At 37.6% G+C, this 25,485-nt stretch carries 22 protein-coding genes and 1 riboswitch; of the genes, 4 read left to right on the forward strand and 18 right to left on the reverse strand.

What is annotated here, in order from left to right:
- Positions 1–135: 135 nt before the first annotated feature.
- Positions 136–1,398, reverse strand: a complete 1,263-nt coding sequence (icd, locus tag NYE73_RS18140; protein ID WP_048393581.1) for an NADP-dependent isocitrate dehydrogenase — start codon at positions 1,396–1,398, stop codon at positions 136–138.
- A 79-nt stretch (positions 1,399–1,477) separates the two neighbouring features.
- Entirely contained in the window at positions 1,478–2,593 is a 1,116-nt protein-coding gene (gene citZ / locus NYE73_RS18145; protein WP_048393579.1) for a citrate synthase, read from the reverse strand.
- Between the two features lie 250 nt (positions 2,594–2,843).
- Here citZ and NYE73_RS18150 point away from each other — a divergent pair, with 250 nt between their 5' ends.
- Positions 2,844–3,809 carry an AI-2E family transporter gene (locus NYE73_RS18150; RefSeq protein WP_048393721.1) on the forward strand — a complete coding sequence of 322 codons (966 nt, stop codon included), beginning with the start codon at positions 2,844–2,846 and terminating at the stop codon, positions 3,807–3,809.
- On the opposite strand, the gene NYE73_RS18155 is transcribed toward NYE73_RS18150, so the two are convergent.
- The 8 genes from NYE73_RS18155 to NYE73_RS18190 all read right to left on the reverse strand — a co-directional run bounded on the left by NYE73_RS18155 (position 3,793) and on the right by NYE73_RS18190 (position 14,108).
- Positions 3,793–4,182 (reverse strand): FxsA family protein, encoded by a 390-nt coding sequence (locus NYE73_RS18155; RefSeq protein WP_054549955.1) that lies wholly within the window; start codon positions 4,180–4,182, stop codon positions 3,793–3,795. The genes NYE73_RS18150 and NYE73_RS18155 overlap by 17 nt on opposite strands.
- A gap of 202 nt (positions 4,183–4,384) precedes the next feature.
- Positions 4,385–6,145: a pyruvate kinase gene (gene pyk, locus NYE73_RS18160; protein WP_048393575.1), complete on the reverse strand. Its 1,761-nt coding sequence runs from the start codon at positions 6,143–6,145 to the stop codon at positions 4,385–4,387.
- Between the two features lie 26 nt (positions 6,146–6,171).
- A complete protein-coding gene (gene pfkA / locus NYE73_RS18165) occupies positions 6,172–7,131 on the reverse strand; it encodes a 6-phosphofructokinase (RefSeq protein ID WP_048393573.1) in 960 nt (319 codons plus the stop codon).
- Positions 7,132–7,452: 321 nt separating this feature from the next.
- The gene (locus NYE73_RS18170; RefSeq protein ID WP_004226227.1) at positions 7,453–8,409 is read right to left on the reverse strand and encodes an acetyl-CoA carboxylase carboxyltransferase subunit alpha; all 957 of its coding nucleotides are present in this window, start codon (positions 8,407–8,409) and stop codon (positions 7,453–7,455) included.
- On the reverse strand, positions 8,402–9,259 hold the full coding sequence (gene accD, locus NYE73_RS18175; protein ID WP_259948462.1) for an acetyl-CoA carboxylase, carboxyltransferase subunit beta: 858 nt from the start codon (positions 9,257–9,259) through the stop codon (positions 8,402–8,404). Before accD ends, NYE73_RS18170 begins: the two co-directional genes overlap by 8 nt.
- 24 nt (positions 9,260–9,283) lie before the next feature.
- Positions 9,284–9,925 carry a FadR/GntR family transcriptional regulator gene (locus NYE73_RS18180; RefSeq protein ID WP_048393566.1) on the reverse strand — a complete coding sequence of 214 codons (642 nt, stop codon included), beginning with the start codon at positions 9,923–9,925 and terminating at the stop codon, positions 9,284–9,286.
- Positions 9,926–10,057: 132 nt separating this feature from the next.
- Positions 10,058–13,141 (reverse strand): DNA polymerase III subunit alpha, encoded by a 3,084-nt coding sequence (gene dnaE, locus NYE73_RS18185; protein WP_259948467.1) that lies wholly within the window; start codon positions 13,139–13,141, stop codon positions 10,058–10,060.
- Positions 13,142–13,163: 22 nt separating this feature from the next.
- Positions 13,164–14,108 carry a DHH family phosphoesterase gene (locus tag NYE73_RS18190; RefSeq protein WP_259948470.1) on the reverse strand — a complete coding sequence of 315 codons (945 nt, stop codon included), beginning with the start codon at positions 14,106–14,108 and terminating at the stop codon, positions 13,164–13,166.
- Positions 14,109–14,198: 90 nt separating this feature from the next.
- Between NYE73_RS18190 and NYE73_RS18195 the strand changes: the two genes are divergently transcribed.
- Positions 14,199–14,504 (forward strand): YtpI family protein, encoded by a 306-nt coding sequence (locus tag NYE73_RS18195; protein ID WP_048393558.1) that lies wholly within the window; start codon positions 14,199–14,201, stop codon positions 14,502–14,504.
- A 55-nt stretch (positions 14,505–14,559) separates the two neighbouring features.
- Here the strand turns inward: NYE73_RS18195 and NYE73_RS18200 are convergent, their stop codons facing one another.
- On the reverse strand, positions 14,560–15,867 hold the full coding sequence (locus NYE73_RS18200) for a DRTGG domain-containing protein (RefSeq protein WP_004226205.1): 1,308 nt from the start codon (positions 15,865–15,867) through the stop codon (positions 14,560–14,562).
- Between the two features lie 152 nt (positions 15,868–16,019).
- Entirely contained in the window at positions 16,020–16,703 is a 684-nt protein-coding gene (locus tag NYE73_RS18205) for a metal-dependent hydrolase (RefSeq protein WP_016994815.1), read from the reverse strand.
- A 233-nt stretch (positions 16,704–16,936) separates the two neighbouring features.
- On the opposite strand from NYE73_RS18205, the gene NYE73_RS18210 reads away from it, so the two are divergent.
- The gene (locus NYE73_RS18210) at positions 16,937–18,025 is read left to right on the forward strand and encodes a M24 family metallopeptidase (RefSeq protein ID WP_016994812.1); all 1,089 of its coding nucleotides are present in this window, start codon (positions 16,937–16,939) and stop codon (positions 18,023–18,025) included.
- Between the two features lie 51 nt (positions 18,026–18,076).
- Here NYE73_RS18210 and ald read toward each other — a convergent pair whose 3' ends face one another.
- On the reverse strand, positions 18,077–19,192 hold the full coding sequence (ald, locus tag NYE73_RS18215) for an alanine dehydrogenase (RefSeq protein WP_004226195.1): 1,116 nt from the start codon (positions 19,190–19,192) through the stop codon (positions 18,077–18,079).
- Between the two features lie 421 nt (positions 19,193–19,613).
- Here ald and NYE73_RS18220 point away from each other — a divergent pair, with 421 nt between their 5' ends.
- Positions 19,614–20,063 (forward strand): universal stress protein, encoded by a 450-nt coding sequence (locus NYE73_RS18220; protein WP_004226191.1) that lies wholly within the window; start codon positions 19,614–19,616, stop codon positions 20,061–20,063.
- 62 nt (positions 20,064–20,125) lie between these two features.
- Here the strand turns inward: NYE73_RS18220 and NYE73_RS18225 are convergent, their stop codons facing one another.
- From NYE73_RS18225 to mbcS, 5 genes are all read right to left on the reverse strand, one after another.
- Complete coding sequence (locus NYE73_RS18225) at positions 20,126–21,055, reverse strand: class I SAM-dependent methyltransferase (RefSeq protein WP_259948475.1); 930 nt, start codon at positions 21,053–21,055, stop codon at positions 20,126–20,128.
- Positions 21,056–21,144: 89 nt separating this feature from the next.
- Positions 21,145–21,648, reverse strand: coding sequence for a thiol peroxidase (gene tpx / locus NYE73_RS18230; protein ID WP_004226187.1), 504 nt, complete (start codon positions 21,646–21,648; stop codon positions 21,145–21,147).
- Between the two features lie 124 nt (positions 21,649–21,772).
- The gene (locus NYE73_RS18235; protein WP_259948477.1) at positions 21,773–22,399 is read right to left on the reverse strand and encodes an RDD family protein; all 627 of its coding nucleotides are present in this window, start codon (positions 22,397–22,399) and stop codon (positions 21,773–21,775) included.
- A 12-nt stretch (positions 22,400–22,411) separates the two neighbouring features.
- Complete coding sequence (sppA, locus tag NYE73_RS18240; protein ID WP_016991568.1) at positions 22,412–23,425, reverse strand: signal peptide peptidase SppA; 1,014 nt, start codon at positions 23,423–23,425, stop codon at positions 22,412–22,414.
- 186 nt (positions 23,426–23,611) lie between these two features.
- A complete protein-coding gene (gene mbcS / locus NYE73_RS18245; protein WP_259948481.1) occupies positions 23,612–25,195 on the reverse strand; it encodes an acyl-CoA synthetase MbcS in 1,584 nt (527 codons plus the stop codon).
- A gap of 190 nt (positions 25,196–25,385) precedes the next feature.
- Positions 25,386–25,483: riboswitch (TPP riboswitch) on the forward strand.
- Positions 25,484–25,485: the final 2 nt, after the last annotated feature.

Here is a 25,485-nt window from a genome sequence, read left to right on the forward strand (position 1 = left end):
GGAGGAGACTTCCATCTCACTCCCTCAATTAAACAAGTTTATCGTAAATATTCAATTAAAATTTACTGTCACCCTAATTATATCGGCAGAAAAAAGCATCCGCTTTAGCGATAAATTCTATTGTAGAATAGAAAATTATAGGTTTTTGATTAACTCATTAGCGAATTCTGAACATTTCACTTCTGTAGCGCCGTCCATTAAACGTGCGAAGTCATAAGTAACAACTTTAGAAGAAATTGTTTTCTCAACAGATTGAGTGATCATGTCAGCAGCTTCTTGCCATCCTAAGTGTTCAAGCATTAATACACCTGAAAGTAATACTGAAGATGGGTTTACTTTATCTAAACCAGCATATTTTGGAGCTGTACCGTGAGTAGCTTCGAAGATCGCATGGCCAGTAACATAGTTAATGTTAGCTCCTGGAGCGATACCGATACCACCAACTTGTGCAGCTAAAGCATCAGAAATATAGTCACCATTTAAGTTCATTGTAGCTACTACATCGAACTCAGTTGGACGAGTTAAGATTTGTTGTAAGAAGATATCAGCGATAGAATCTTTCACTAAGATTTTGCCAGCTGCTAAAGCATCAGATTGAGCTTTGTTTGCTGCTTCTTCACCTTGTTCAGCTTTGATAGCATCGTATTGGTTCCAAGTGAAAGTTTGATCAGCAAATTCTTTTTCTGCTAATTCATAACCCCATTTTTTGAATCCACCTTCAGTGAATTTCATGATGTTACCTTTATGAACTAAAGTAACAGATGGGCGTTTATGTTTAATTGCGTATTCGATAGCAGAACGTACTAAACGCTCAGTACCTTCTTTAGATACAGGTTTAACACCGATACCAGAAGTTTCTGGGAAGCGGATTTGATTTACACCAAATTCAGATTGTAGGAAGTTGATGATTTTTTGAGCTTGTTCTGAACCAGATTCGAATTCAATACCAGCGTAGATGTCTTCAGTGTTCTCACGGAAGATAACCATATCAACGTCTTCTGGGCGTTTAACTGGAGAAGGCACTCCATCAAAGTGACGTACTGGGCGTAAGCATACATATAAGTCAAGTTGTTGACGTAATGCTACGTTAAGAGAGCGGATACCACCACCGATTGGTGTAGTAAGAGGACCTTTGATTGCAATTAAGTATTCATTAATTTTGTCTAAAGTTTCTTGTGGTAACCATTCACCAGTTTGGTTAAATGCTTTTTCACCAGCTAAAACTTCTAACCATTCAATTTTCTTTTCACCGTTATAAGCTTTTTCTACTGCTGCGTCAATTACGCGTGATGCTGCTGCCCAGATATCTGGACCAATTCCATCACCTTCGATGAAAGGAATTACTGGATTGTTTGGTACATTAAGTACGCCATTTTCAACTACAATTTTGTTTGACATTCTGTTGCCTCCTAAATTCATAATCATAGGACTGTGTTAGTGATAACACAGTCCCAAACATTCTAGCATATTTTCCAAATTAGCGCTCGCTGATTGGAACATATTTTTGCATGCCTGGTCCAACATACTCAGCACGTGGACGGATTAGGCGGTTATTAGCATATTGCTCAAGGATATGTGCCACCCAACCTGAAGTACGTGATACTGCGAAAATTGGTGTGAACAGGTCATGATCAATACCTAAAGAATCATACACTGACGCAGAGAAGAAATCTACGTTTGCAGGTAATTTCTTTTGTTCTACGATCATGTCATGGATTTTAACTGACATTTCGTAAAGCTCTGGTTTACCAGTTAGCTCAGTTAATTTTTTAGACATTACGCGTAAATGCGGAGCACGAGGGTCGCCTTTACGATATACACGGTGACCGAAGCCCATGATTTTTTCTTTGTTGTCTAATTTATTTTGAATATAAGATTCAACATTTTCAAGTGAGCCAATTTCAGTTAACATTTTCATAACTTGCTCATTTGCTCCACCGTGAAGTGGTCCTTTTAATGCACCGATCGCTGCAGTTACACCTGAATAAACGTCAGATAATGTAGCTACACATACACGTGCAGTGAATGTAGATGCATTTAACTCATGGTCAGCATGTAATACTAATGCTTTGTCGAATGCTTCAATTTCAATATCTGCTGGCTCTTCGCCTTTAAGCATGTATAAGAAGTTTGCCGCATATCCTAGTTCAGGTTTTGGTGAAACTGGTTCTAAACCTTTACGAACACGTGCAAAAGCAGTTACTACTGTAGCAATTTTAGCTTGAAGACGAATTGCTTTACGGTAGTTTGCTTCTGGATCCATAACATCCGCTTCTTCATCGAATACACCAAGTAAAGATACTGCAGTACGCAATGCAGCCATTGGATGTACAGTTGAAAGTGGGTATGTTTTAAATTGGTCGACAATCGCTTGCGGAATTGACATGTTGTCTGCCAATTGTTGTTTTAATTCAGCTAGCTCGTCCTCTTTTGGTAAACGAGTATGCCATAACAGGTAAATTACCTCTTCGAATGACGCATTTTCTGCTAAATCATCAATGTTGTAACCAACATATGTAAGTGTGTCATCGATAATTGAACTGATTTTAGATTCCGCTGCTACGATACCTTCTAAACCTTTAGTTGCTGACATAAATTATCGCTCCCTCATACTTATTTTTTTGTTGCAAATGCGTTTTTTATGTTGCATTTACGAATTTTGCTCATATGAACCATTAAGTAAATCGCTTACATTGCTATTATAATCATTTTTGACAGCTTTGTGAATGAAAATCCTCCAAATAAAGAAAAAGACGTCCGAACGACTATATAATTGTCCTAAAGAGATTTTTTTGTATATTTTGACATTAATTTATCAATTGGTTTGGGGTGAATTTGTAAAAATGAGGAATTTAAAGTATTTTTCATACGAAAGAACTACGAGCGTTTTGCTATTTATTTTTTATTTAGTCATACTTTGGTTTGTATTACCTGTGTCACTCGCAATTTTTTTATCATTTTCGACGTATCCTATCATAAATTTTTTACACAAATATTGTAGGATTGCGTATTGGATTGCAGCAATTATTGTGGAAGTATTAATATTAACCTGTATTTTTCTACTAGTTGTCATATCTATTAACAGTATTATCGTCATTTTCCCAGAAATTCGAGAGACTTTACAAAATTTCCCGCTTTTCAGTGAATATGAATCAATGTTTGTACAAGTTTTAAAAGAAAAATCACTGTCCATTTTCGATTCCATCATCGTATATACAGCAGATCTTTTCCAATTATTAATGAAGCATGTCATTGAGGTTTTCATCTTTTTAGTCGCTTATTACTTTGCGCTTCTAGAAACACGTAAATCACGCTATTGGTTCTTTCAATATGTGCCTAAAAAATATCGTCAAGAGTGGCAATCTCATTTTGCAAAAATCATGCAACTTTTTCATTATTTCTTATTTGTAGAGTTTCAATTATTTACGATTACCCTACTCATTCTTTGTGCTGGCTTTATGATCCTTCAATTTGAACAAGCCATTATTAAAGCATTTATTGTAGCATTTGCAGATGTACTACCGTTTTTCGGAATTGGCGTTTTTCTTGTGCCAATGAGCATTTATTTTTATTTCAATGGCAATACCTTTTTATGCGTGGCCATTTTACTACTCTATTTATTTGTACAATTAACAAGGCAGCTAGCCGATTCGATGCTTTGGTCCAATACGCTTCAGCTACGCACATTCCATACATTCTTTATCAGCGCTGCCTCTATTCTATTATTTGGCTTTTATGGTATATTACTGAGCCCTATCTTTTTATTTCTAGCTGTAAAACTGAAAGAAAACTCTATCTTTGAACGATGATGAATTGACCTTTTTTCATTTTTTTACGCATCCAGTAATAGACAATAGGTTGGAACATTTTTCGAGAAAATGGCATGAGTAGGAATAAACCTAGGACATCTGTTAAAAATCCAGGTAACGCTAAAAGCAAACCACCACCAAAAGTTAAGAAAGTATCCACTAATGCAGCTCCTGGCGCTTCTCCGCGTGCCAATGTATTTTTCACATTTTGAACAGAGTTCATACCTTTATTTTTCATGACATAAATCCCAATCACACTCGTAGCAATAATGAGCAATAATGTACTTAAAACACCAATATTTTGTCCAATGACTATTAATAACGTCAATTCGGCTAATGTGTAGACAATGAAACCAAGAAAAATTTTTCGCATATTTTTCTCCTTTCTACTTGAAAAGCTATACCTTTTATACGTTATTATAGCCCGTTTAGTTTCATAAAAAAATGAATAGACCTATTCTATGAGAAAGCAACTTCTGTTAAAGGAAGGAATTAATAGTTTCCATAAAGTGTGTGTACAACCTTTATGGAAAAGCTCTAGTACAACAAACCGCACTAGAGCTTTTTGTTAATTATTAAAGAACGCTTGCATGTCCTTTGTAAATCACACCTGTTTCAGCGTCCATTGTAATTTCTTGACCATGACGGATTAATGTAGTTGCTTCTTTTACACCAACGATTACTGGAATACCTAGGCTTAACCCTACAACTGCTGCATGGCTAGTAAGTCCACCTTCTTCAGTAATTAGGCCAATACAATTTTCTAAAGCAGGCATCATATCACGATCTGAACCGACTGTAACAAGAATGCATCCGTCTGTATCGTAGGCAAGTGCCTCAGCAGCATTTTTAGCAACCACTGTTTTACCAACAACTGATGCTTTTCCGATCCCTTGTCCGCGTGCAAGTAAATCTCCAATAATGTGAACTTTCATTAAGTTTGTTGTACCCGCTTCACCTACAGGTACACCTGCTGTAATGACAACTGCGTCACCATGTGTAACAAAACCATGCTTCAAGCTTTCATCCACAGCTAGTTCTAAAATTTCATCTGTTGTTGTCACTCGTTGACACACAATTGGGTATACGCCCCATACTAGTGTTAATGTATGAGCTGTATTTGTAGAGCCTGTTACGGCAACAATTGGCACTCCAGGTCGATATTTTGCAATCATTCTCGCTGTATTACCACTTTCAGTTGGTGCCAATACGGCTTTCACCCCTAAATTGATAGAAGTATAAGCTACAGCTTGTGAAATTGCCTCTGTCATATTTGCTTCTTTCTCACGACTACGTGTAGAAACAATTGATCGATAATCTAATGAATTTTCAGTGCGTTGTGCAATTTTATTCATCGTTTGTACCGATTCAACTGGATAAAGACCTGCGGCAGTTTCACCAGATAACATGATAGCATCTGTTCCATCAATAATTGCGTTGGCTACATCACTTGCTTCTGCACGTGTTGGTCGTGGGTTACGCTGCATGGAATCTAACATTTGAGTTGCCGTAATTACCGGTTTACCAACTTGATTACATTTTAAAATTAATTTCTTTTGTACAAGTGGTACTTCTTCTGCAGGAATTTCAACACCAAGATCTCCACGAGCAACCATTAAACCGTCAGATACTAGGATGATTTCATCGATGTTATCGACACCCTCTTGGTTTTCAATTTTTGGGATGATTTGAATATGACTACCACCATTTTGTTCAAGCAATTCACGAATTTCAAGAACATCTTTTGCACGACGAACAAATGAAGCAGCAATAAAATCAACACCTTGTTCGATACCAAATAAAATATCTTGTGCGTCTTTTTCTGTGATACCTGGTAGTTGTACAGAAACACCTGGTACGTTAACACCCTTTTTATTTTTTAGTACGCCAGCATTTTCAACAATTGTATGAATTAATCCTTTTTCCATATCCGTTGCTAATACACGTAGTTGAATTAGTCCATCATCAAGTAAAATAATTGAATTTTGCTCAACGTCTTCAATTAAGCGCTCATATGTGACAGAAAAGCTCGTCTCAGTACCTTCTACTTCTGTCATTGAAATATCAATTACTTGACCTGCTGACAAATGAAGCTCGCCATTTTTCATGTTATGTGTACGAATTTCTGGTCCCTTTGTATCAAGTAAAATTCCCACTGGTTTATTTAATTTTTGTGCCACTTCACGAATTAAATGAATACGCCCTGCATGTTCCTCATGTGATCCGTGTGAAAAATTCAAGCGGGCTACATTCATACCTGCTTCGATTAATTTTTCTAAAATTTCTGGTGACTCACTTGCAGGTCCAATTGTACATACGATTTTTGTTTTTCTCATTTTTGCCCACTCCGTTTTATAACAAATTATATTGATAGTTCTTTCATTAGTGTATATAGGCTTACATCAGCCTCATGATTCTTTTCAAAAGCCTCTGGCATATCATAATCAATGACTTGATGATTGCGAATACCTACTGCTCGACCAGCCTTGCCTTCCATAAGTAATTCAACTGCATGTGCGCCAAACTGACTCGCTAATACGCGATCTCTTGCTGTAGGTGATCCACCACGTTGGATATGACCTAATACTGAAACACGTGTTTCTTTTCCTGTTTTTTCTTTTAACAGTTTTGCCAGCTCACTTCCTGACATAACACCCTCTGCCACAATAATAATACTATGCTTTTTACCACGTGCTGCACCACGATCTAAGCGTGCGACAATATCATCTAAATTATAATCTTCTTCTGGAATTAAAACTGTTTCAGCACCAGCAGCAAGACCTGCCCATAAAGCGATATCTCCTGCATCACGTCCCATTACCTCTACAATGAAAGAATTTTCATGAGATGTAGCAGTATCTCGGATTTTATCAATGGATTCTACTACTGTATTTAGGGCTGTATCAAAGCCAATCGTATATTCAGTTCCAGGAATATCATTGTCAATTGTTCCAGGTACCCCTACAACTGGGAACCCTTTTTTCACCAAATCCATGGCACCTCGATAAGATCCATCACCACCAATGACAACAAGTCCTTCAATACCAGCAGCTCGTAAATTCTCAATACCTCGTTGCTGAACAGCATCTTCTTTAAATTCTGGGCATCTTGCCGAATTCAAATGCGTTCCACCACGTTGAATAATACCACCAACTGCACCTAAATCAAGTTCTTCCATAAATCCTTTTACTAAGCCTTCATAACCATGCTTAATTCCGACAACATCAATTCCATGAAATGCTGCCTTACGAACGACCGCTCGAATAGCAGCGTTCATTCCAGGCGCATCTCCACCACTAGTTAATACAGCAATTTTTTTCATTGTCGAACCTCCTGCAGTTACTATTATTATTCACATTAACATGAAAAAACAAACTATGTAAGGGTTCTGGGGATACAAAAACATAACTTTTACATAAAAAATGAAAAGAATGCGCTTTCACACACTCTTTCCACCTAAAAACATCCTAAATCTAACATTTTTTCAAGAAGTCTGGCGTTTATTATGCGCTATTATCTTCTTTAATTTTTATAGCTTTTTAATATGTTAAGAAACAAATTTTGTCTCTTATCGAGCAAATATATAACTTTTAAATTTTATATCCTATTAAAGTAAACAACATTCATCTTTTTACAAACAGATTTACACTTCTGTATACTGTCCAATTTTTTTAAATTTTTCATAGCGATCTTCAACTAATTGTTCTCCATTTAAAGAATTTAATGCATGAAGTGTGTCACTAATGCATTCTTTAATAGAAAGGGCCTGTTTTGCTACATTGCGATGTGCTCCACCAATAATTTCAGGAATAATGCCATCAATTACACCAAGTTCTTTCAAATCAGGTGCTGTGATACGCATGGCTTCTGCTGCCTGCTTAGCCAGACTACCATCACGCCATAAAATAGATGCCGCTCCTTCTGGCGAAATAACAGAGTAAGTCGAGTTCTCAAGCATAAAGACACGGTTTGCTACACCTAATGCTAATGCACCACCACTTCCTCCTTCACCAATAACGATACTAATTACAGGCACAGTTAAGCCAGCCATTTCTACAAGGTTTCTAGCGATTGCTTCACTTTGACCACGTTCCTCAGCAGCTTTCCCTGGGTAAGCACCTTTTGTATCAATAAAACAAATAATTGGTCGTTTGAATTTTTCAGCTTGCTTCATCAAGCGTAGTGCTTTTCGATATCCCTCTGGATGAGGCATACCAAAATTACGACGGATATTTTCCTTAGTAGACTTACCACGTTGATGTCCAATTATTGTTACTGGTTGCCCTTCGAAAATGGCAATCCCACCAAGAATGGCTGCATCATCACCAAATGTACGATCACCATGTAATTCAATAAAATCTTCACACATTGCTTCAATATATTGAAGCGTTGTAGGTCTTTCTGGATGCCTTGCTACTTGCACACGATCCCACGGCTTCATATTGGCATAAATCGATTGCTCTAATTGTGATAAACGTGTTTCAAGCTTCTCGATTTCACCAGACATATCAACTTCTGCTTCAGCAGCAATTGTTTTTAATTCATCAATTTTCTCACGTAATTGTACGACTGGTTCTTCAAATGCTAAATTTTTAGACATGTTGTACGCCGCCTTTCGTATGCATTTTTACAAGTAAAGAAACTTGGTTACGTAAATCTTTGCGATGGAAAATGGCATCAAGCTGACCATGCTCTAATAAAAATTCTGCTGTTTGGAAATCACTTGGTAGTTTTTCTCGTACAGTTTCTTCAATTACACGTCGCCCTGCAAAGCCAATCAATGCCTGTGGCTCTGCAATATTTATATCACCAACAGAAGCAAAGCTTGCTGAAACTCCGCCTGTTGTTGGATGCGTTAAGATGGAGATGAACAATAAGCCTTGATCACTGTGGCGTTTTAATGCGACACTAGTTTTCGCCATTTGCATTAATGATAATACGCCCTCTTGCATACGAGCACCACCACTAGCGGTAAAGATAATAAATGGTACACCTAGTTCAGTTGCCTTCTCTACTGCTCGCGTAATTTTTTCACCGACTACAGAGCCCATTGACCCCATACGGAAGTGCGAATCCATAATCGCTACGACAATTTCTTCCCCATCTATTGTACCAACGCCTGTTAGGACAGCCTCATTCAAGCCTGTTTTCTCTTGGTCTGCTGCAATTTTTTCAACATACGCTGGGAAATTAAGGGGATTACTTGTTTGTAAATGATCATCCATGGATTCGAATGAGCCTTCATCTAAGAAATAGTCCACACGTTCTTGAGCAGTCATTTTGAAATGATGACTACATTTTGTACATACTTTATGATTTTTTTCTAATTCTTTTGTTAATTGAATGTGACGACATTCAGGACATTTTGTCATTAACCCTTCTGGAAATGCCTTTTCTTGCCCGTCCTCTTTCTTTTTTCGATTACCACTAAATAAGCTACGTATTGCCATGTTCGACTCCCCCTTTGTTGTTGTCTAAATGCTCTGTACAGTACTCATCCACTGCTCATAAGCTTTTAATGCTTCTTTTTCGTAACCCAGCTGCATCGATTTCAACATCGTTTGAATGATTAATTTTTCATCTTCTGTTGAGTTTCGATTTAAACGGTCGCCATCATAAGCTGCTAATTGAAACCAGATTTTTAATGAAAGACGATTACCTGTCGTAATTAATAGTTCTCTTAAAATATCTCGACAATTAATTGTACCTTCTATTTCTAGTTTCACAAAAAAACTATCCCACACAGGTAGTGTGCGAAGAATCTCTGTACAACTTATTACGCGGATTGCTTCCATTTCATGAATTTGTCGCGTTAATTCGACATCTTTTTTTGATTTTTCATCTTCTAATATAAACATCGACAGTATTTCTACGAGCTGATGCTTATGTGTGGACGCAAGAAAAGTACCACCACCATGTCTCGTTTCAATAAGCCCTAGCAACTCTAAGCTTCGCAAAGCCTCTCTCACAGAGGATCGCCCGACACCTAGACGCTCTGATAGAACTCGTTCGGAAGGTAGCTTCTCACCTGCTTGAATTTTTTCCATTTTAATGAGTTGACGTAGTTGTTGGACGATTTCTAAAAACACTTTTTTTTGTTCGGTTTTTTTATCCATACGACTAACTCCCCTTATCAAAAAAGTGGTCTGACCACTTTTTAACGTTGACTCTAGCTTACAAAATAACTGTGCAAAAGTAAAGAAAAAACTGCATAAAATTTAATGCAGTTTCTAATTTCTTGTTTCATTTTATATCTTTTTCGTCGTTTGCGCATGTTTTACTTTGATTTGCGGCTTGCCAAAACGTCTTTCCAAAACACCTTCAATCCATAACATTTCCTCCTCTACCAGCAGGTCTTGGACCAACTGAAAGGTTTGTGGAAAAAATGTAGTGGAAACTGTTCCAAACTCATCCTGTAGCTGAACAAAAGCCATTTGCTCACCTTTTTTCGTACGGATTTTCTTCACTTCTTCAATCAGACCAATCATTTTTATGGAGGTACCATCACGCTTCTGCTTCAACTCTCGACAGGTACTATTGATATCCGCCCAGAAGAGTCTTTCCTGTGCAACTGGATGGGTAGAAATATAAAAGCCCAAGCTCTCTTTTTCATGCATCAATTTTTCCTTCTGGGACATTGCTTCTGCCTGCATATATTTTGGTTTACCAAAACTAAATGCCATTGCTGATGCTAAATCAATATCTTCAGTTGGCCTTAAAAGTTCTGCGTGTTTCAAAGCTGCCTCAACTGTCATGATGAGGACGGCTCTATCTTTTTCTAGATAATCAAGCGCCCCAGCATATATCAATGATTCCAACACTTTTGGCTTAAAATGCTGCGCACTTAAGGCAACAGCTAGATCAAATAGGTTATTTAATACCTCTGGATTTGTTTGACGGAGTCCATGTATTTTTTCTATAAATGTATGAGGCACACCTTTAATTCCTAATAAGCTGTAGCGAATGCCTTCCTTTTCCACCGTAAAATATTTCGTACTACTTTTTAATGAAGGTGGATAAAATGGGATGCCCTTATCTTTTGCCTCATGGACAAATTGTTGAATCTTTTCTACATTTCCCGTGGCATTTGATAATAACGCTGCATAAAAGTTTTGAGGGAAATGCGCCTTTAAATAAGCCATTTGATAGGAAATAACACTATAGGCCACAGCATGACTTTTAGGGAAACCATAATCCGCAAAGCGTACAATCAGTTCGTATACTTCTTCAGCTAAACGCTGATCAAAGCCTTGGCGTAGCGCCCCCTGAACAAATGCTGTGCGTTGCTCCTCTAAAACTTGTCGATTTTTTTTACTCACTGCTCGGCGAAGCAAATCTGCCTGTCCCATTGTAAAGCCGGCCAGTACTGATGCAATTTTAATAATTTGTTCTTGATAAACGATCACACCAAAGGTCTCTTGTAAAATAGGCTCTAGCACTGGATGTGGCATCGTTACCATTTCTCTGCCAGCCTTCCGTTTTGCATAGACAGGAATAAAATCCATTGGACCTGGGCGATAAAGTGCATTTACAGCCACAATATCTAAAAAGGTTGTAGGGCAGATATCACGCAAGGCTTGCTTCATACCGTCTGATTCTAATTGAAAAATCCCCAGCGTATCCCCTCTTTGTAATAGTTGAAACGTCTTGTCATCATGCAGTGGGATTCGCTCAAATTCTATCCAAGGACCACCAGCTTTATAAATTGACCAACGTATTTGCTCTAAAATAGTGAGATTGCGCAAGCCTAAAAAATCCATTTTGACGAGACCACATGCTTCAATATCTCCCATTGGCCATTGCGTACTATAAATACCATCATGCCCTTCTTCAATCGGTACAGTATTCACTAAAGGCGATGGAGCGATGACAATACCAGCTGCATGTATAGACGAGTTTCTTGGTAGGCCCTCCAATTTTAACGCCACCTCGTACCAACGCAAATGCTTATCATTCTCCGCTAACCAGCCTTGAAAGTCCTGTGACTCTGCTACAGCTCTTTGTAATGTAATTCCCGGCTTATTTGGAATCATCTTCGAAATTTTTTCTAGCATTTCCGCATCAAAGCCAAATACCCGTGCAACATCCCTGGCAACTGCTTTTGCAGACAATGTACCAAATGTAATAATTTGTGCGACATTTGCTTTGCCATACTTTTGGGCAACATACTGAATGACTTGATGCCTTTTACTATCAACAAAATCGATATCAATATCAGGTAAGGTAATTCTTTCAGGATTTAAAAAACGTTCGAATAATAAACCATAGGCAAGTGGATCTACTTGGGTAATCGAAAGACTATATGCCACAAGCGAACCTGCTGAGGAACCACGTCCAGGTCCCGTCAAAATTCGATTTTCTTTTGCATATCGCATAAAATCCGCCACAACCAAAAAATAGTCAGCAAAGCCCATAGAGCAAATAATTTCTAGTTCATACTGTAATCGTTCATGGTAAGCACCGGGTATTGCCAGTTGCTTGAATCGCTCTTCTAATCCAGTAAATGCTTCTTTAACAAGCAAGCTTTCAGCTGTTTCACCTTCAGGTACAGGAAATTTAGGCATTTGCACAGGCATTTTTGGTAAATCAGCTTTACAGCAAGCAAGCATTTTCGTACTGGCATCAAGCCAATCTGGACGATCCGCAAACCAATTTTGCCATTCGAATGCTGTTGGGGCAAAATAGCCCTGTACATCAGCTGTTTGCATAGTATTACCAAGCTTTTCTCCTGTATCAATTGCTCTTGCTACTTCATAAGCAAAATGATCTTCCGGACGCAAGAAATAACAGCTTTGAGATGCTACAAGTGCAATAGCATGTTCTTCACACCAAGAAACGAAATCATCTTCTTGTTCAGCTTTTATCCCTCCAGGTCTAGCAATCCCCATATAGAGGTGATGGTTAAACAGTTGGACCAAAGCAGAAATCATTGCCTGCCAGTCATCTACATCTGTTAAATCGTCTGAAGAAAGTAGCGCTATACAACCTGCTGAATATCCCTCAAGCCATTTCCAAGGCAGCATATCATCTTGTCTAATTGAAATCGCACTACTAATCTTTAATAAATGTTGATAGCCCTCCTGTGTCTGCGCATACAGGACGAGGGGAAGCGTTTTATCATGCCACTGAACGTTAACCGAAAGCCCTATAACCGCATGGATATTTACTTGCTGCAATGCTTTACAAAAAGGCAAAAGCCCGTACAATTTCGTATTAACGATTGCACAGGCTTGTGTCTTTTGTTCTTGTAAAAAAGGAATCAATTGCTCAAGCCGAATTGTGCTTTTCAATAAATCCGCGCTCGTATGCATCTTTGTATATACATGTGTCAAATGAATCCCTTCCTTTTCTCTGTTAATGATACGCTTTACAAATCTCTTTTAATCTTGCAATAACGAGGTCTGCTTCTTCCCATGAATAGGCAGTAGCACCAGATGCAAGCGGATGTCCGCCACCGTTAAATTCTTTTGCTAATGTATTGATAACGGGACCCTTCGAACGTAATCGTACACGGATCTGATCCCCCTCTTCAATGAAAACAACCCAAGCGCATATATTTTTAACACTGCCAAGGCAGCCTACTAATAAAGAAGCCTCAGATGGCACAGTGTCATGCTCTGCCAGTAATTCTTTTGTTAGCTTCACATAGGCAGCTCCATGCTCATCCATTGTAAAGTTTTGATAAATATATCCCTGTAAATTAAGTAATTTTTGCTCCATTTCGTACATGCCATCAAATAGTTGGTTTCGATCAAAATCATATGTAATCAGATCCGCAGCAACTTTAAATGTTTTAGCTGTTGTACTTGGGAATTGGAATCTGCCTGTATCGCCCACTATTCCTGCAAATAATAAGCGTGCAGCAGCATCTGAAAGTTTCCAGTTTGCTACTTCCTTGCCTTCTTCATATAATTCATAGATCATTTCACTACAAGAGCTTGCTGTCGTGTCCACCCATAAAAGATCACCATAAGCATCATCATTTGGATGATGATCAATTTTTATCACCATTTTTCCTTTTGTGTAGCGTTGGTCGTCAACACGTTCTGTATTAGCCGTGTCAGTGACAATAACTAAAGCATTTTCATACACTTCATCCGCTATTTCATCAGGCTGTGCCATAAAAGATAAAGAAGCATCATGTTCCCCTACAGCAAAAACCTTTTTCTCAGGATAATTGGCTAAAATAATCTCCTTTAAGCCTTGCTGTGAGCCATAAGCATCAGGATCAGGACGTACATGACGGTGGATAATAATGGTTTCATTGGCCTCAATTGTGTCGATGATTTGTCTTTTCACAATAATTTCCCCCAAAATGATAGTAAGAACCGTTAGCATTTTTACATAATTATCGTTACAATAATGTCTAGTTATGCTAGGAGGTTTACTATGCTCAATTTAATATTTGTGTTTGCGATTATCATATCTTTTGTTTTTTATTTTTATTTTAAAACAAAACAATTCCGTTCTCCATTACCTATTGCTAAAAACTGGTATAAAAGCAAAGCGAACATCGGCTTAGGTTCCTTAATATTGTCATTTGCTTTAAATCAAGCTTATTTATTCCCGAGCTTATTTACATTTATTATTGTAGCAATTCTTGCCGCGCTCGGCATCTTAGTTATTGTAGAAAATATAAAAAAAGCACGTCATTATGGACAATTTGTTGAGGAAGAATTCCGCATTAATCAATAATATATGTAACAAAGGGATGACCAAGCAATTGCGCTAGGCCATCCCTTTTCAATACTTAACGTTCTAATAGTTGGAACATCATCATTGCCTTACCAACAAGCATTTGTTGATTATACACTTCAAAATCCATCTTCACAAACTTACGACTCATATCTAAAATCCGAGGCTTAACAGTTAGCGTACTTTCCATTTGGACTGGTTTAATAAAGTAAATAGTCATATTCTCTGCCACTGCATCTCCACGTTTACGTCGTTTTAATGCGAATGAACCGACCTCAGCTAGTAAAGTTGTAAAAGCACCGTATGAAATTGCTCCATATTGATTAGTCATTTGTGGTGTGACTTTAAATTCAACGATGAGTTCTTCATCACCTAATACCTTCATTTCATTTTTCACTAAATCATCAATCGTTTCACCATGCTGTGGCTGTCTTTGTGCTAATTGCAACGCCTTCAGTACATCTTGACGGCTAATAACACCCTGTAAAATATTGTCGTCATCTACAATTGGTAAGAGATCAATCCCCTCCCAAATCATTCGATGTCCTGCCGAAGCGACACTCATTTTCATGGAGCCAGCAATTGGGTTTTTCGTCATTACTTTTTCAATAAGCTCGTTTTCTTCACGACCAATGACGTCTTTTACGGTAATCATACCGACCAATTTATTTTGGTGGGTAACTACAGGAAATGCACCATGGGTTGTACGTTCATTCAGCTTCTGGAAATGATGAATTGTTTCATCATTTTTTAATGCTGCAGTGTCAGTCATCGGTACATAAATGTCTTCGATAAAAAGAATATCTTTTTTAATCAATTGGTCATAGATTGCCCGGTTAATCATTGTTGCTACTGTAAACGTATCGTAGCTTGTTGAAATAATTGGTAAATCTAATGAATCTGCAAGCAACTTATTATCTTCCGTAGTATCAAAACCGCCGGTGATTAAAACAGCTGCCCCCGCTCGAAGGGCATTCTCATGTGCTTTAATACGGTTACCAACAATTAATAAGCTACCTGCATCAGTGTAACGCATCATGTCCTCTAATTGCATAGCTCCAATAACAAATTTTGTTAGTGTTTTATGTAGACCTGATTTACCACCTAAAACTTGGCCATCTACAATATTAACAATTTCTGCAAAAGTTAAGCGCTCAATATTTTCTTTCTTTTTTTTCTCAATACGAATTGTTCCAACACGTTCAATAGAACTTACTAAGCGACGATTTTCAGCTTCCTTAATTGCACGGTAAGCTGTTCCTTCACTCACTTGCATTTCCTTTGCTATTTGCCGTACTGAAATTTTATCGCCCACGGGTAGTGATTCGATGTATTGTAAAATTTTCTCATGTTTTGTAGACAAAATATCACCTATTTCCTAAGCTTCAATTCTGCTCTTAGTGTACCATATTTTTTATGAAAATATTTAATATAAAGTGATGAAATTGTTTAACTTTCCCCATCATTTCAACTACCAGCGTGGTGTCGATTCATATAGTACAGCATTACCAACGATTAGAAACAGTTTACTTTTTCGCCAGCTTTCAAAATTTGAACTTCTGTATTTTGTACTAAATCTGCAAAAATCTGTGGATCTTGCTCGATTGGTGGGAATGTATTGTAATGAATCGGTACGACAATTTTCGGCTTTAAAAACGAAACTGCACACGCTGCATCCTCTGGCCCCATTGTAAAATTATCACCAATTGGTAAGAATGCAATATCAATTGGATGTCGTTCACCAATTAGTTTCATATCACCAAAAAGAGCTGTATCGCCCGCATGATAAATTGTTAATCCTTCAATAAATAATAAAATTCCAGCAGGCATTCCCATATAAATTATTTCGTTATTTTCTGTTACATAAGAAGAGCCATGAAAGGCTTGTGTAAACTTTACTTTACCGAAGTCAAATTCCTTTGCACCACCTATATGCATTGGGTGTGTTTTTACACCTTGCCAAGAAATCCAATTAGCCAGTTCATTTGGCGCAATGACTAGCGCATCTTTTTTCTTCGCTAATTCTACTGTATCTCCAACATGATCATTATGGCCATGTGTAAGTAAAATAATATCTGGCGCTTCGTCAGCCACTTTTAAGTCTGTTTGCCCATTGCCATTAATAAAAGGGTCAATTAATATCGTTTTTCCATTTGTTTGAATTTTGACAACTGAATGTCCATGATAACTTATTTTCATCTTAACATCCTCCTCGATTAACAAAGTACAGTCCAACATTTTAATTCGCTACCCATGCGCTTTTTCCCTTTTTTTGATATGCTTGTACAGAGAATAATGGTAGTATTCTCTAACAGCTTTATACCCTGTTAGAGCACAATTATTCAGTACTAGATAAGAATCCTCGCTACTTTTTTAGGCAGTCGAAGCTTTCTTACGTAAAATTTCCCATGCAATAAAAGGAGGACATATTGATGTCAAAGGTTGAAGAAATCCAACGTTACTTGCAGCAAAATCATATCGATGCAGCATTCGTAACAACACCTGACAATGTTTTTTACGTTTCAGGCTTTAAAAGTAATCCACATGAAAGATTACTAGGCGTGATGATTTTTAAAGATGCGGAGCCTTTTCTAATTTGTCCACAAATGGAGATTCCAGATGCAAAGGCTGCTGGATGGTCCTATGAGGTAATCGGCCATCAAGATACAGAAAATTCGATGGAAGTTCTTGCTCAAGCGATCGTAGCACGCCAAATCACCCCAGCTACATTTGCAATTGAAAAAGCTCAACTCATTGTTGAGCGCTTGGAAGCTTTACAGCAATCTTTCCCTCAAGCTAGCTTTGTGCGTCTTGATGAAAAGATTAATGCGATGCGCGTAATCAAAGATGAAAGTGAATTAGAAAAATTACGTAAGGCTGCAGAGTTGGCTGATTATGCAATTGAAATCGGTTGCAAGGAAATTGCTGAAGGTAAAACAGAAATGGAAATCCTAACAGCGATCGAAAGTGCCATTCAAGATAAAGGCTGTAAAATGTCTTTTGAAACAATGGTATTGAGTGGTCCAAAAACTGCCTCTCCTCATGGGAAGCCAGGTGCACGTAAAATTGAAAAAGGTGATATGGTACTATTTGACCTTGGCGTTATTTACGATGGCTATTGCTCAGATATTACACGTACTGTTGCTTTTGGTGAGCCAAGTGAAGCTCAAAAAGAAATTTATCAAACTGTTTTAGCTGCCAACACAAATGCTGTCGCAGCAGTAAAGCCAGGTGTTCGTGCGATGGACTTAGACAAAATTGCACGTGATACAATCACAGAGGCTGGTTATGGTGACTATTTCACGCACCGCCTTGGACATGGTCTTGGTATTTCTGTGCATGAATTCCCATCTGTTACAGGTGCTAATGAGATGACGATGGAAGAAGGTATGGTCTTTACGATTGAGCCTGGCATTTATAAATCAGATGTAACAGGCGTACGTATTGAGGATGATGTTGTCGTAACAAAAGATGGCGTTGAGGTATTAACAAAATTTCCGAAAGATTTAATCATTCTATAATGCAAAAAAGGAAGCAACTAGTGTGCTTCCTTTTCCTATGTCTAGCAAAGTTTATTGAATTAACTCATCCACATTGACAAATGGTAGTCCCTGTGAATCTGCCACTGCTTTATAAACAAGTTGTCCATCTAATGTATTCACGCCTTTTTTCAGTGCTGCATTATCAAGGCAAGCTTGTTTGTAGCCTTTGTTGGCAATTTGAAGTGCATATGGAATTGTATTATTTGTTAAAGCAATTGTAGAAGTACGTGGTACCGCACCAGGCATATTTGCAACTGCATAGTGTACAACGCCATGCTTCACATATGTTGGATCATCATGTGTTGTCACACGGTCAGATGTTGCAAAAATACCACCTTGGTCAATTGCGATATCGACTACAACAGAGCCGGCTTGCATTGATTGAATCATTTCTTCAGATACAAGTTTCGGTGCTTTTGCGCCTGGGATTAATACCGCCCCAATAACTAAATCTGAATCTTTCACTGATTCTGCAATATTATATGGATTAGACATTAATGTTTGAACATCACGTCCAAACATATCTTCCAATTGACGTAAACGCTCTGGGCTTAAATCGATAACTGTCACATCCGCACCCATACCAACAGCGATTTTTGCAGCATTTGTACCTGCAATACCACCGCCGATTACTGTTACTTTCCCACGTTGTACACCTGATACACCGCCTAGTAAAATACCTTTACCAGCATGGTTTCTTTCTAAGAACTGTGCACCAATTTGTGTAGCCATTTTACCAGCAACTTCACTCATTGGTGTTAGCAATGGTAATGAGCCATTTGCTAATTGTACTGTTTCGTAGGCAATCCCTACAACTTTTTTATTTAAAAGTGCCTGAGTTAATTCAACCTCTGGCGCTAAGTGTAAATACGTGAATAAAATTTGACCTTCGTAGAAGTAATCATACTCAGAAGCTACAGGTTCTTTTACCTTCATAATCATTTCTTGTGACCAAGCTTCTTTAGCTGTTTGAACAATATGAGCACCAGCTGCAATGTAATCAGCATCCGTAAAGCTTGAGCCTAGCCCCGCTCCAGTTTCAATGTACACTTCATGACCTGCATGTGTTAAAGTGACAACTCCTGCTGGTGTCATTGCTACACGGTTTTCATTGTTTTTAATTTCCTTTGGAATACCAATCTTCATTGTTTCCTATCCCCTTCCATAACGTAAGAAATAAGCATCATTTATGTAACTAAATTTGATGCACCCCTTGCACTTCCATATTACCAAACAATTGCAAAAAAAGCTTTAACTAATGCAAATACAGATAAAATTTATAAGATTTCCAAAATAACAAATATTCTAACGTTATAAACCATTATAAATTACTATATTAAAAAACTAAAAAGGCGAATAAATAGTTGTTAAGGAAGCTAATTCATGAGCAGTTTCAAATGAGCAAAAGAGGTTTACACACTGCAAATAGTGGGAATTGAGTATTTATATTTAATTCACATATCTACATGAAATGCCTTCACATTTTCATAATTTTTCTTGCGGAAAGTATTTCCTTTAGAAAATCATTTGGTATAATCAACATATACAAATCAGGGAGGTTTTTCAAATGGCTAATCATTATAAAAGCATTGTTGTTGCAGTAGACGGTTCAAAAGAAGCTGAATACGCGTTTCGTAAATCGATTGATGTGGCAAAACGAAACGAAGGTGCAGTATTAAATCTAGTAAATGTAATCGATACTCGTTCATTTGCTGCTATCGAAGCATATGACCGCTCCATCGCAGAACGTGCTCAAGCATTTTCTGAAGAACTATTAAATGGTTATAAAAAGCAAGCTGAAGATGAAGGTTTAACGAATGTTAATCTTATCATCGAGTATGGCTCTCCAAAAAATATCATAACAAAAGAGCTTTCTAACATCGTAGACGCAGATTTAATCATTTGTGGTGCAACTGGTCTAAATGCAGTAGAACGCTTCTTAATCGGTTCTGTATCTGAGGCTATCGTTCGTTCAGCTAAATGTGACGTACTAGTTATCCGTACACCAGAAAATTAATTTTGTAATACATAAAAAGGTATCCTTGTATAGGATACCTTTTTACTTGCACTTAATAGCAATTACTTGCCCTCTTTCCACATCTTCACTTTTTCAAAGAATAGTGCAAGAGCCTGCTTATTCTGCATATTTGGAACTTTAGCTAATAGAACTTCTTTAGGTGCTTTCAATTCCTTCGATTGTTTTTGTAAAATCACCAGACTCTTCTCTAATGACTTATTAGCAAACATAGAGTCAGGTAATTGAATAATCGCTTGAATCCACGCATGCTTTTGAATGTACTTGTGTAATTGCTTAGACTGCTCTGACTCAAAAAGATGAGATGGTGCAAGGAAAAATAAATAGCCGCCATCTTTTGTATAATTCATTGATTGCTCGATGAATAAATGATGGGCATAACTCATCCCCTCTGCTGGACATAATTCATAATTGAGTGCCACTTCTTCATTTGGATAATAACCTACAGGTAAATCACAAATAACTGCATCAACTGGATTGACCAATAAATCTTCTAAGGCATCTTGACGGTATAAAGAAATAGGCTGTTCTATTAAATCAGCAGTTGCCGCAGCGAGGTGAATAAGTAGCTCATCAACCTCTACACCTGTTGCTTCCACTTTTCCATCTAATAAATTCATAACCGTCAGTAATAAATTACCTGTGCCTACTGCTGGGTCCATGATCGAGATCTTTTCATTTTCAAGACTCTCTGCAAAAATTTGCTCCACAAAGTAGCCCACTAATAACCCTAACGTATCAGGAGTCATTTGATGATTCGGCTGTGAGCCTTTGCGCATTCCTTTTAAAATAGCAATTTGAATAGCTTTACGTATATCCTCTTTTGTTGCATCTTTTTGAGAAAAATCAACTTCGCCATCAAGCCATGCCTCTAACCCATCTAATAACCCTTCTAGTAACGTTATATTCTGTTCTTTTTCGATTTTTTCGGCATGCTCATTTAGCAAACCAAATAACTTTTCGATATTTTCCATATCTAACTTCCTTTCACGCAGAAAAGAGCCGTGACAAACACTTGTCACAGCCCCTTTGTCTAGTATTATCTTAGCCTAAAAGCAGCTTATTATGCTAGTGCTTTGACAGCTGCAATGGCCGCTTCATAGTTTGGATGATCTGTAGCTTCAGGTACATATTCAACATATGTTACTTTATTGTTTGCATCCACAACGAATACTGCACGTGTCAGAAGACGTAATTCTTGAATGTATACGCCATATGCCTCACCAAATGAAAGATCGCGGTGATCTGATACAGTTTGGACTGCATCAATTCCTGCTGCACCACACCAGCGCTTTTGAGCGAATGGAAGATCCACAGATACTGTATAAATAACTACATTATCACCTAAGTTAGCAGCTTCCTCATTGAATCGGCGTGTTTGCGCATCACATACACCAGTATCTAATGATGGTACAACACTAAATAAACGAATTTTTCCTTCTGAATCATTTAATGTTACAGGTGATAGGTCATTTGCTAATACCGTAAAATCTGGAGCTTGATCGCCCACCTTTACTTCATTGCCTACTAGTGTCACTGGACCATTTTTAAATGTTACTTGTGCCATATAAACGCCTCCTAATCATCATATGTACATAATATTACTAAATGAAGGGAATTAATTGCAACTATCATAGCTTACATACTTAGAAATAGATAAGACTGTCTCAAATTAGGAGACAGTCTTATGTTTATTGTTCATTTTTTTCCTCTAGCTTGGCTAGATCTATTTTTTCTTCTTGCACAATAGCTTCTATTTGCTCTTCTTGTTTTGGTAAAGTAGTCGGTGTTGAAGCCTTTTCAATAAAGATTTTTTCATGCACCACTGTTGTATCAGCAAAATAATCATGTAAACCTTGATTTTCTGGCAAAATCACTACCAAAATATACAGTGGCATAAAAATATTATTGATGATACGACCAATCCAATCACGGAATAACACATCTGACCAAGTTAGCTGATCGTGCTTTAATGAAATTACACGTAATCCAAACACCATTTTCCCTAGTGTTTGCCCAAAGAACTTTGTCATCAGCACAAAGTAGCTATAGTAGAAGATTGCTGTAATAATAGAAATCGGCGCATACCAAACAGAATCAGATAGGGACCAATCCATTAAATAGAAGATTGGATTAACAAGTATTCCACCTATAGCAGAAATGATGAATCCATCTAATAAAAATGCCCAAAATCGTACCCAAAAACCAGCAGTTTTTAATGCATAGTTTTTATCATTTGCTGATTCTCCTGATATATTCATAAGAAAGCCATTTTCCATAGAGGGTGAACCTTGCATAACAATTTCATTGTTTGTCATTGTGCTCCCCCCTTAGTATTCCCCATAAAGATACATCATTTTCGGTGCGCTATAGTCCGTCATGATTTTCATTAGCATTTTTTCTTCTGCAGATGGACCAAACATGGAGCCAATTTTCATACCAACATATGATTGCCAGCCGCCCATATCGTATGAATACTCAAATAAAGCCGCATCTTCAAGTCCATAATCTTCACGAAGAGCTGCAATGGTCGCTTCTTCATCACCAATCTCATCAATTAATCCTGCTTCAAGCGCTTTTGTACCGCCAAGAATACGACCATCTGCAACCTTCTTCACTTCTGCTTCAGACATATTACGTCCCTGTTCTACAATATCTACAAATTCTTCGTACGTTTCATTAATCATATCTTGCATCATTGCACGTTCCTCTGCTGTCACTTCACGCATTGGACTTAACATATCTTTATGCTCTCCCGATTTAAACGTCTCAAATTTGACCCCTACTTTTTCAGCCAGCTCTTGATAGTTAATAGATTGCATGATAACACCAATAGAACCTGTTATTGTATCACGATGGGCAAATATTTTATCTGCTGGGGCCGAAATATAATAACCACCTGAAGCTGCCATAGAATCCATCGATACATAAATCGGAATTTGTCGTTCCTCTTTAATTTTTAGTAGCTTTTTATAGATATCTGCTGATTCCTTTACACCACCACCTGGTGAATTGACGCTTAAAACAACCCCCTGTATGGTCTCATCATATAAAATATTATCCAATTGTTCTAAGAAAAATTGATGGTCATAGGCAACTGGTTGCCACAATGTACTTGAGCCGATATCTTGAATCGTTCCATCTACCTTTAAATAAGCAATTCGCTTATCAAAATTTTCCCCTTCAATGACATTTTCATATACATCTAAGCTATTACCTGCCATTAAGCTATCAAAATTACCTAGGAAATCTGCTTTAAATAGCGCAAAAATGGTATTAATTCCTAACGAAAATAGTAAGAGAACACCTGCCACTACTAAAGCAACCCACCTTTTTACATTCATGTCTTTCCGCCTCCTCAACACGTAATACGTATGACTTGCTTATTTGTTTCATTTTTTTGCAATAATTAAATGCAAAAAGCTTTAAGCTGTTTATTTCCTCATATTACCTTACCTAAAAAAATTTAAAAAATCAAAGTCCATACCATTGATGAACTTTGATTTTCGACATTATTTCCTAGGAAATGATTAAGATTGGAGGTTTTTAATTTCTTGTTGTCGTAATTCGACACGTCTAATTTTCCCGGAAGATGTTTTGGGTAGCTCCTCTACAAATTCAATAGCACGTGGATATTTATAAGGGGCAGTCAGTGATTTTACATGACTTTGAAGTGTTTGAATAAGCGCTGCATCACCTTTTTCACCATTGTGTAGAACGATAAATGCCTTGACGATATTCCCACGGACTTTATCAGGACTCGCAATGACAGCAGCCTCTTTTACGGTTGGATGCTTCATTAAAGCATCCTCTACTTCAAAAGGGCCAATTGTATAGCCTGAGGATATAATGACATCGTCTCCTCGACCATCAAACCAAAAGTAGCCATCTTCATCTTTATAGGCTCGATCTCCTGTAATATACCAATCCCCACGAAATTGTAAATTTGTACGTTCAGGATCATTTAAATATTTTTTAAAGAGTGCTGGTGTTTCACGATGTACAGCAATATCACCCACTTCTCCGATTGTAACGGGTTTGCCCAAATCATTAATAATTTCAACAGTGTTGCCGGGAGTAGGTTTCCCCATAGAGCCAACTCTTGCTTCCATCCCTACCATTGTGCCCACCAATAATGTATTTTCCGTTTGTCCATAGCCATCTCGTACTTGTAATTTGAATGTTTCCAAGAATACTTTAATGACCTCACTATTTAATGGCTCACCAGCTGATACGGCTTGGCGAATGGCACTTAGATCATATTCATGTAAATTTTCAAGCGCTGCCATAAAACGATATTCAGTTGGTGTACAGCATAGTACATTAATTTTGAATTTCTCAAGCAATGCTAGATAAGAAGCTGCATCGAATTTACCTTTGTAGACAAATGCAGTAGCACCACTACCTAAAGTAGCTAGAAACGGACTCCATATCCATTTTTGCCATCCTGGTGCTGCAGTTGCCCAAACAATATCATTTTCTTGTACACCCAACCAATGTGGTGCTGTTGTTCGTAAATGTGCATAGCCCCAACTATGCGTATGCACTGCTGCTTTGGGATTTCCTGTTGTTCCACTTGTATAGGCTAAAAATGCATTGTCTGTGCTTTTTGTTGGGATAGGATTTATGTAGATTGTAGGTTGATTATGCATTTTTTCAAGTATGTTCTGCCAAGGTTTGTGCGCATTTCCTATGACAAATTGCAGTAAGCCTTGTAAATTTCCTACTTGATCAAACTGTTCGATATAGGGTTCAAATGCAATAACTGCTTTAGCATTTGCATGATGAATTCGATACTCAATATCCTTTGTTCTTAACATTTCAGAACTTGGAATAATGGTTAAACCCGCTTTCAATGCAGCAATATATACAATATATGCTTCCACAGAGCGTGGGACCATCACTAAAATGACATCACCTTTCTTTAAACCTTGCTTGGTGAATACATGTGCTACTTGATTTGCTTTTTCCAATAAATGTGCATATGTAATACATTGGATGTCTTGGTTTTCTTCATAAATGATTAAAGCATTTTTGGCTGCATCCTGAGCATATTTTTCAATTTCCTCTACTATGTTATACCATTCTGGTGCAACTAAATCTTGTCTTTTCATGGCAATTGCCCCCTTTTGTTATGACACATTATAAAACTCTTTTTTCAGCATTTTCAATGGTTTGTGCTTAATTTCGGTAAAGTCATGACAACTATCATACCCTCCTATATGGCATCGGTCACATTTTATCTATAGGAAAACTTGCTATTGAATACAAATGAAAAGTATGGTACATTTTGGTCAACTAAAAGCAAGATTGCAGGGGGACTCGTAAGAGTTGAGAAGGTAAAACCTGACCCTTTGAACCTGTTAGTTAATACTGACGTAGGGAGCAATAAACATCGTTTTCA

The organism is Lysinibacillus sp. FSL K6-0102, assembly GCF_038003545.1.
GTDB classification, from domain to species: Bacteria; Bacillota; Bacilli; order Bacillales_A; family Planococcaceae; genus Lysinibacillus; species Lysinibacillus capsici.

Bases quoted from the DNA above. Each gene is read 5' to 3' on its own strand.
- NYE73_RS18195 (WP_048393558.1), top strand. From the start codon at position 14,199: ATGCTCAATTTAATATTTGTGTTTGCGATTATCATATCTTTTGTTTTT.
- mbcS (WP_259948481.1), bottom strand. From the start codon at position 25,195: ATGAAAAGACAAGATTTAGTTGCACCAGAATGGTATAACATAGTAGAG.
- tpx (WP_004226187.1), bottom strand. From the start codon at position 21,648: ATGGCACAAGTAACATTTAAAAATGGTCCAGTGACACTAGTAGGCAAT.
- NYE73_RS18180 (WP_048393566.1), bottom strand. From the start codon at position 9,925: ATGGATAAAAAAACCGAACAAAAAAAAGTGTTTTTAGAAATCGTCCAA.
- ald (WP_004226195.1), bottom strand. From the start codon at position 19,192: ATGAAGATTGGTATTCCAAAGGAAATTAAAAACAATGAAAACCGTGTA.
- NYE73_RS18225 (WP_259948475.1), bottom strand. From the start codon at position 21,055: ATGGAAAATATCGAAAAGTTATTTGGTTTGCTAAATGAGCATGCCGAA.
- NYE73_RS18205 (WP_016994815.1), bottom strand. From the start codon at position 16,703: ATGAAAATAAGTTATCATGGACATTCAGTTGTCAAAATTCAAACAAAT.
- pfkA (WP_048393573.1), bottom strand. From the start codon at position 7,131: ATGAAAAAAATTGCTGTATTAACTAGTGGTGGAGATGCGCCTGGAATG.
- accD (WP_259948462.1), bottom strand. From the start codon at position 9,259: ATGGCAATACGTAGCTTATTTAGTGGTAATCGAAAAAAGAAAGAGGAC.
- NYE73_RS18155 (WP_054549955.1), bottom strand. From the start codon at position 4,182: ATGCGAAAAATTTTTCTTGGTTTCATTGTCTACACATTAGCCGAATTG.
- citZ (WP_048393579.1), bottom strand. From the start codon at position 2,593: ATGTCAGCAACTAAAGGTTTAGAAGGTATCGTAGCAGCGGAATCTAAA.
- icd (WP_048393581.1), bottom strand. From the start codon at position 1,398: ATGTCAAACAAAATTGTAGTTGAAAATGGCGTACTTAATGTACCAAAC.
- NYE73_RS18235 (WP_259948477.1), bottom strand. From the start codon at position 22,399: ATGACAAACAATGAAATTGTTATGCAAGGTTCACCCTCTATGGAAAAT.
- pyk (WP_048393575.1), bottom strand. From the start codon at position 6,145: ATGAGAAAAACAAAAATCGTATGTACAATTGGACCTGCAAGTGAGTCA.
- sppA (WP_016991568.1), bottom strand. From the start codon at position 23,425: ATGAATGTAAAAAGGTGGGTTGCTTTAGTAGTGGCAGGTGTTCTCTTA.
- NYE73_RS18170 (WP_004226227.1), bottom strand. From the start codon at position 8,409: ATGTCTAAAAATTTAGCATTTGAAGAACCAGTCGTACAATTACGTGAG.
- NYE73_RS18210 (WP_016994812.1), top strand. From the start codon at position 16,937: ATGTCAAAGGTTGAAGAAATCCAACGTTACTTGCAGCAAAATCATATC.
- NYE73_RS18220 (WP_004226191.1), top strand. From the start codon at position 19,614: ATGGCTAATCATTATAAAAGCATTGTTGTTGCAGTAGACGGTTCAAAA.
- NYE73_RS18150 (WP_048393721.1), top strand. From the start codon at position 2,844: ATGAGGAATTTAAAGTATTTTTCATACGAAAGAACTACGAGCGTTTTG.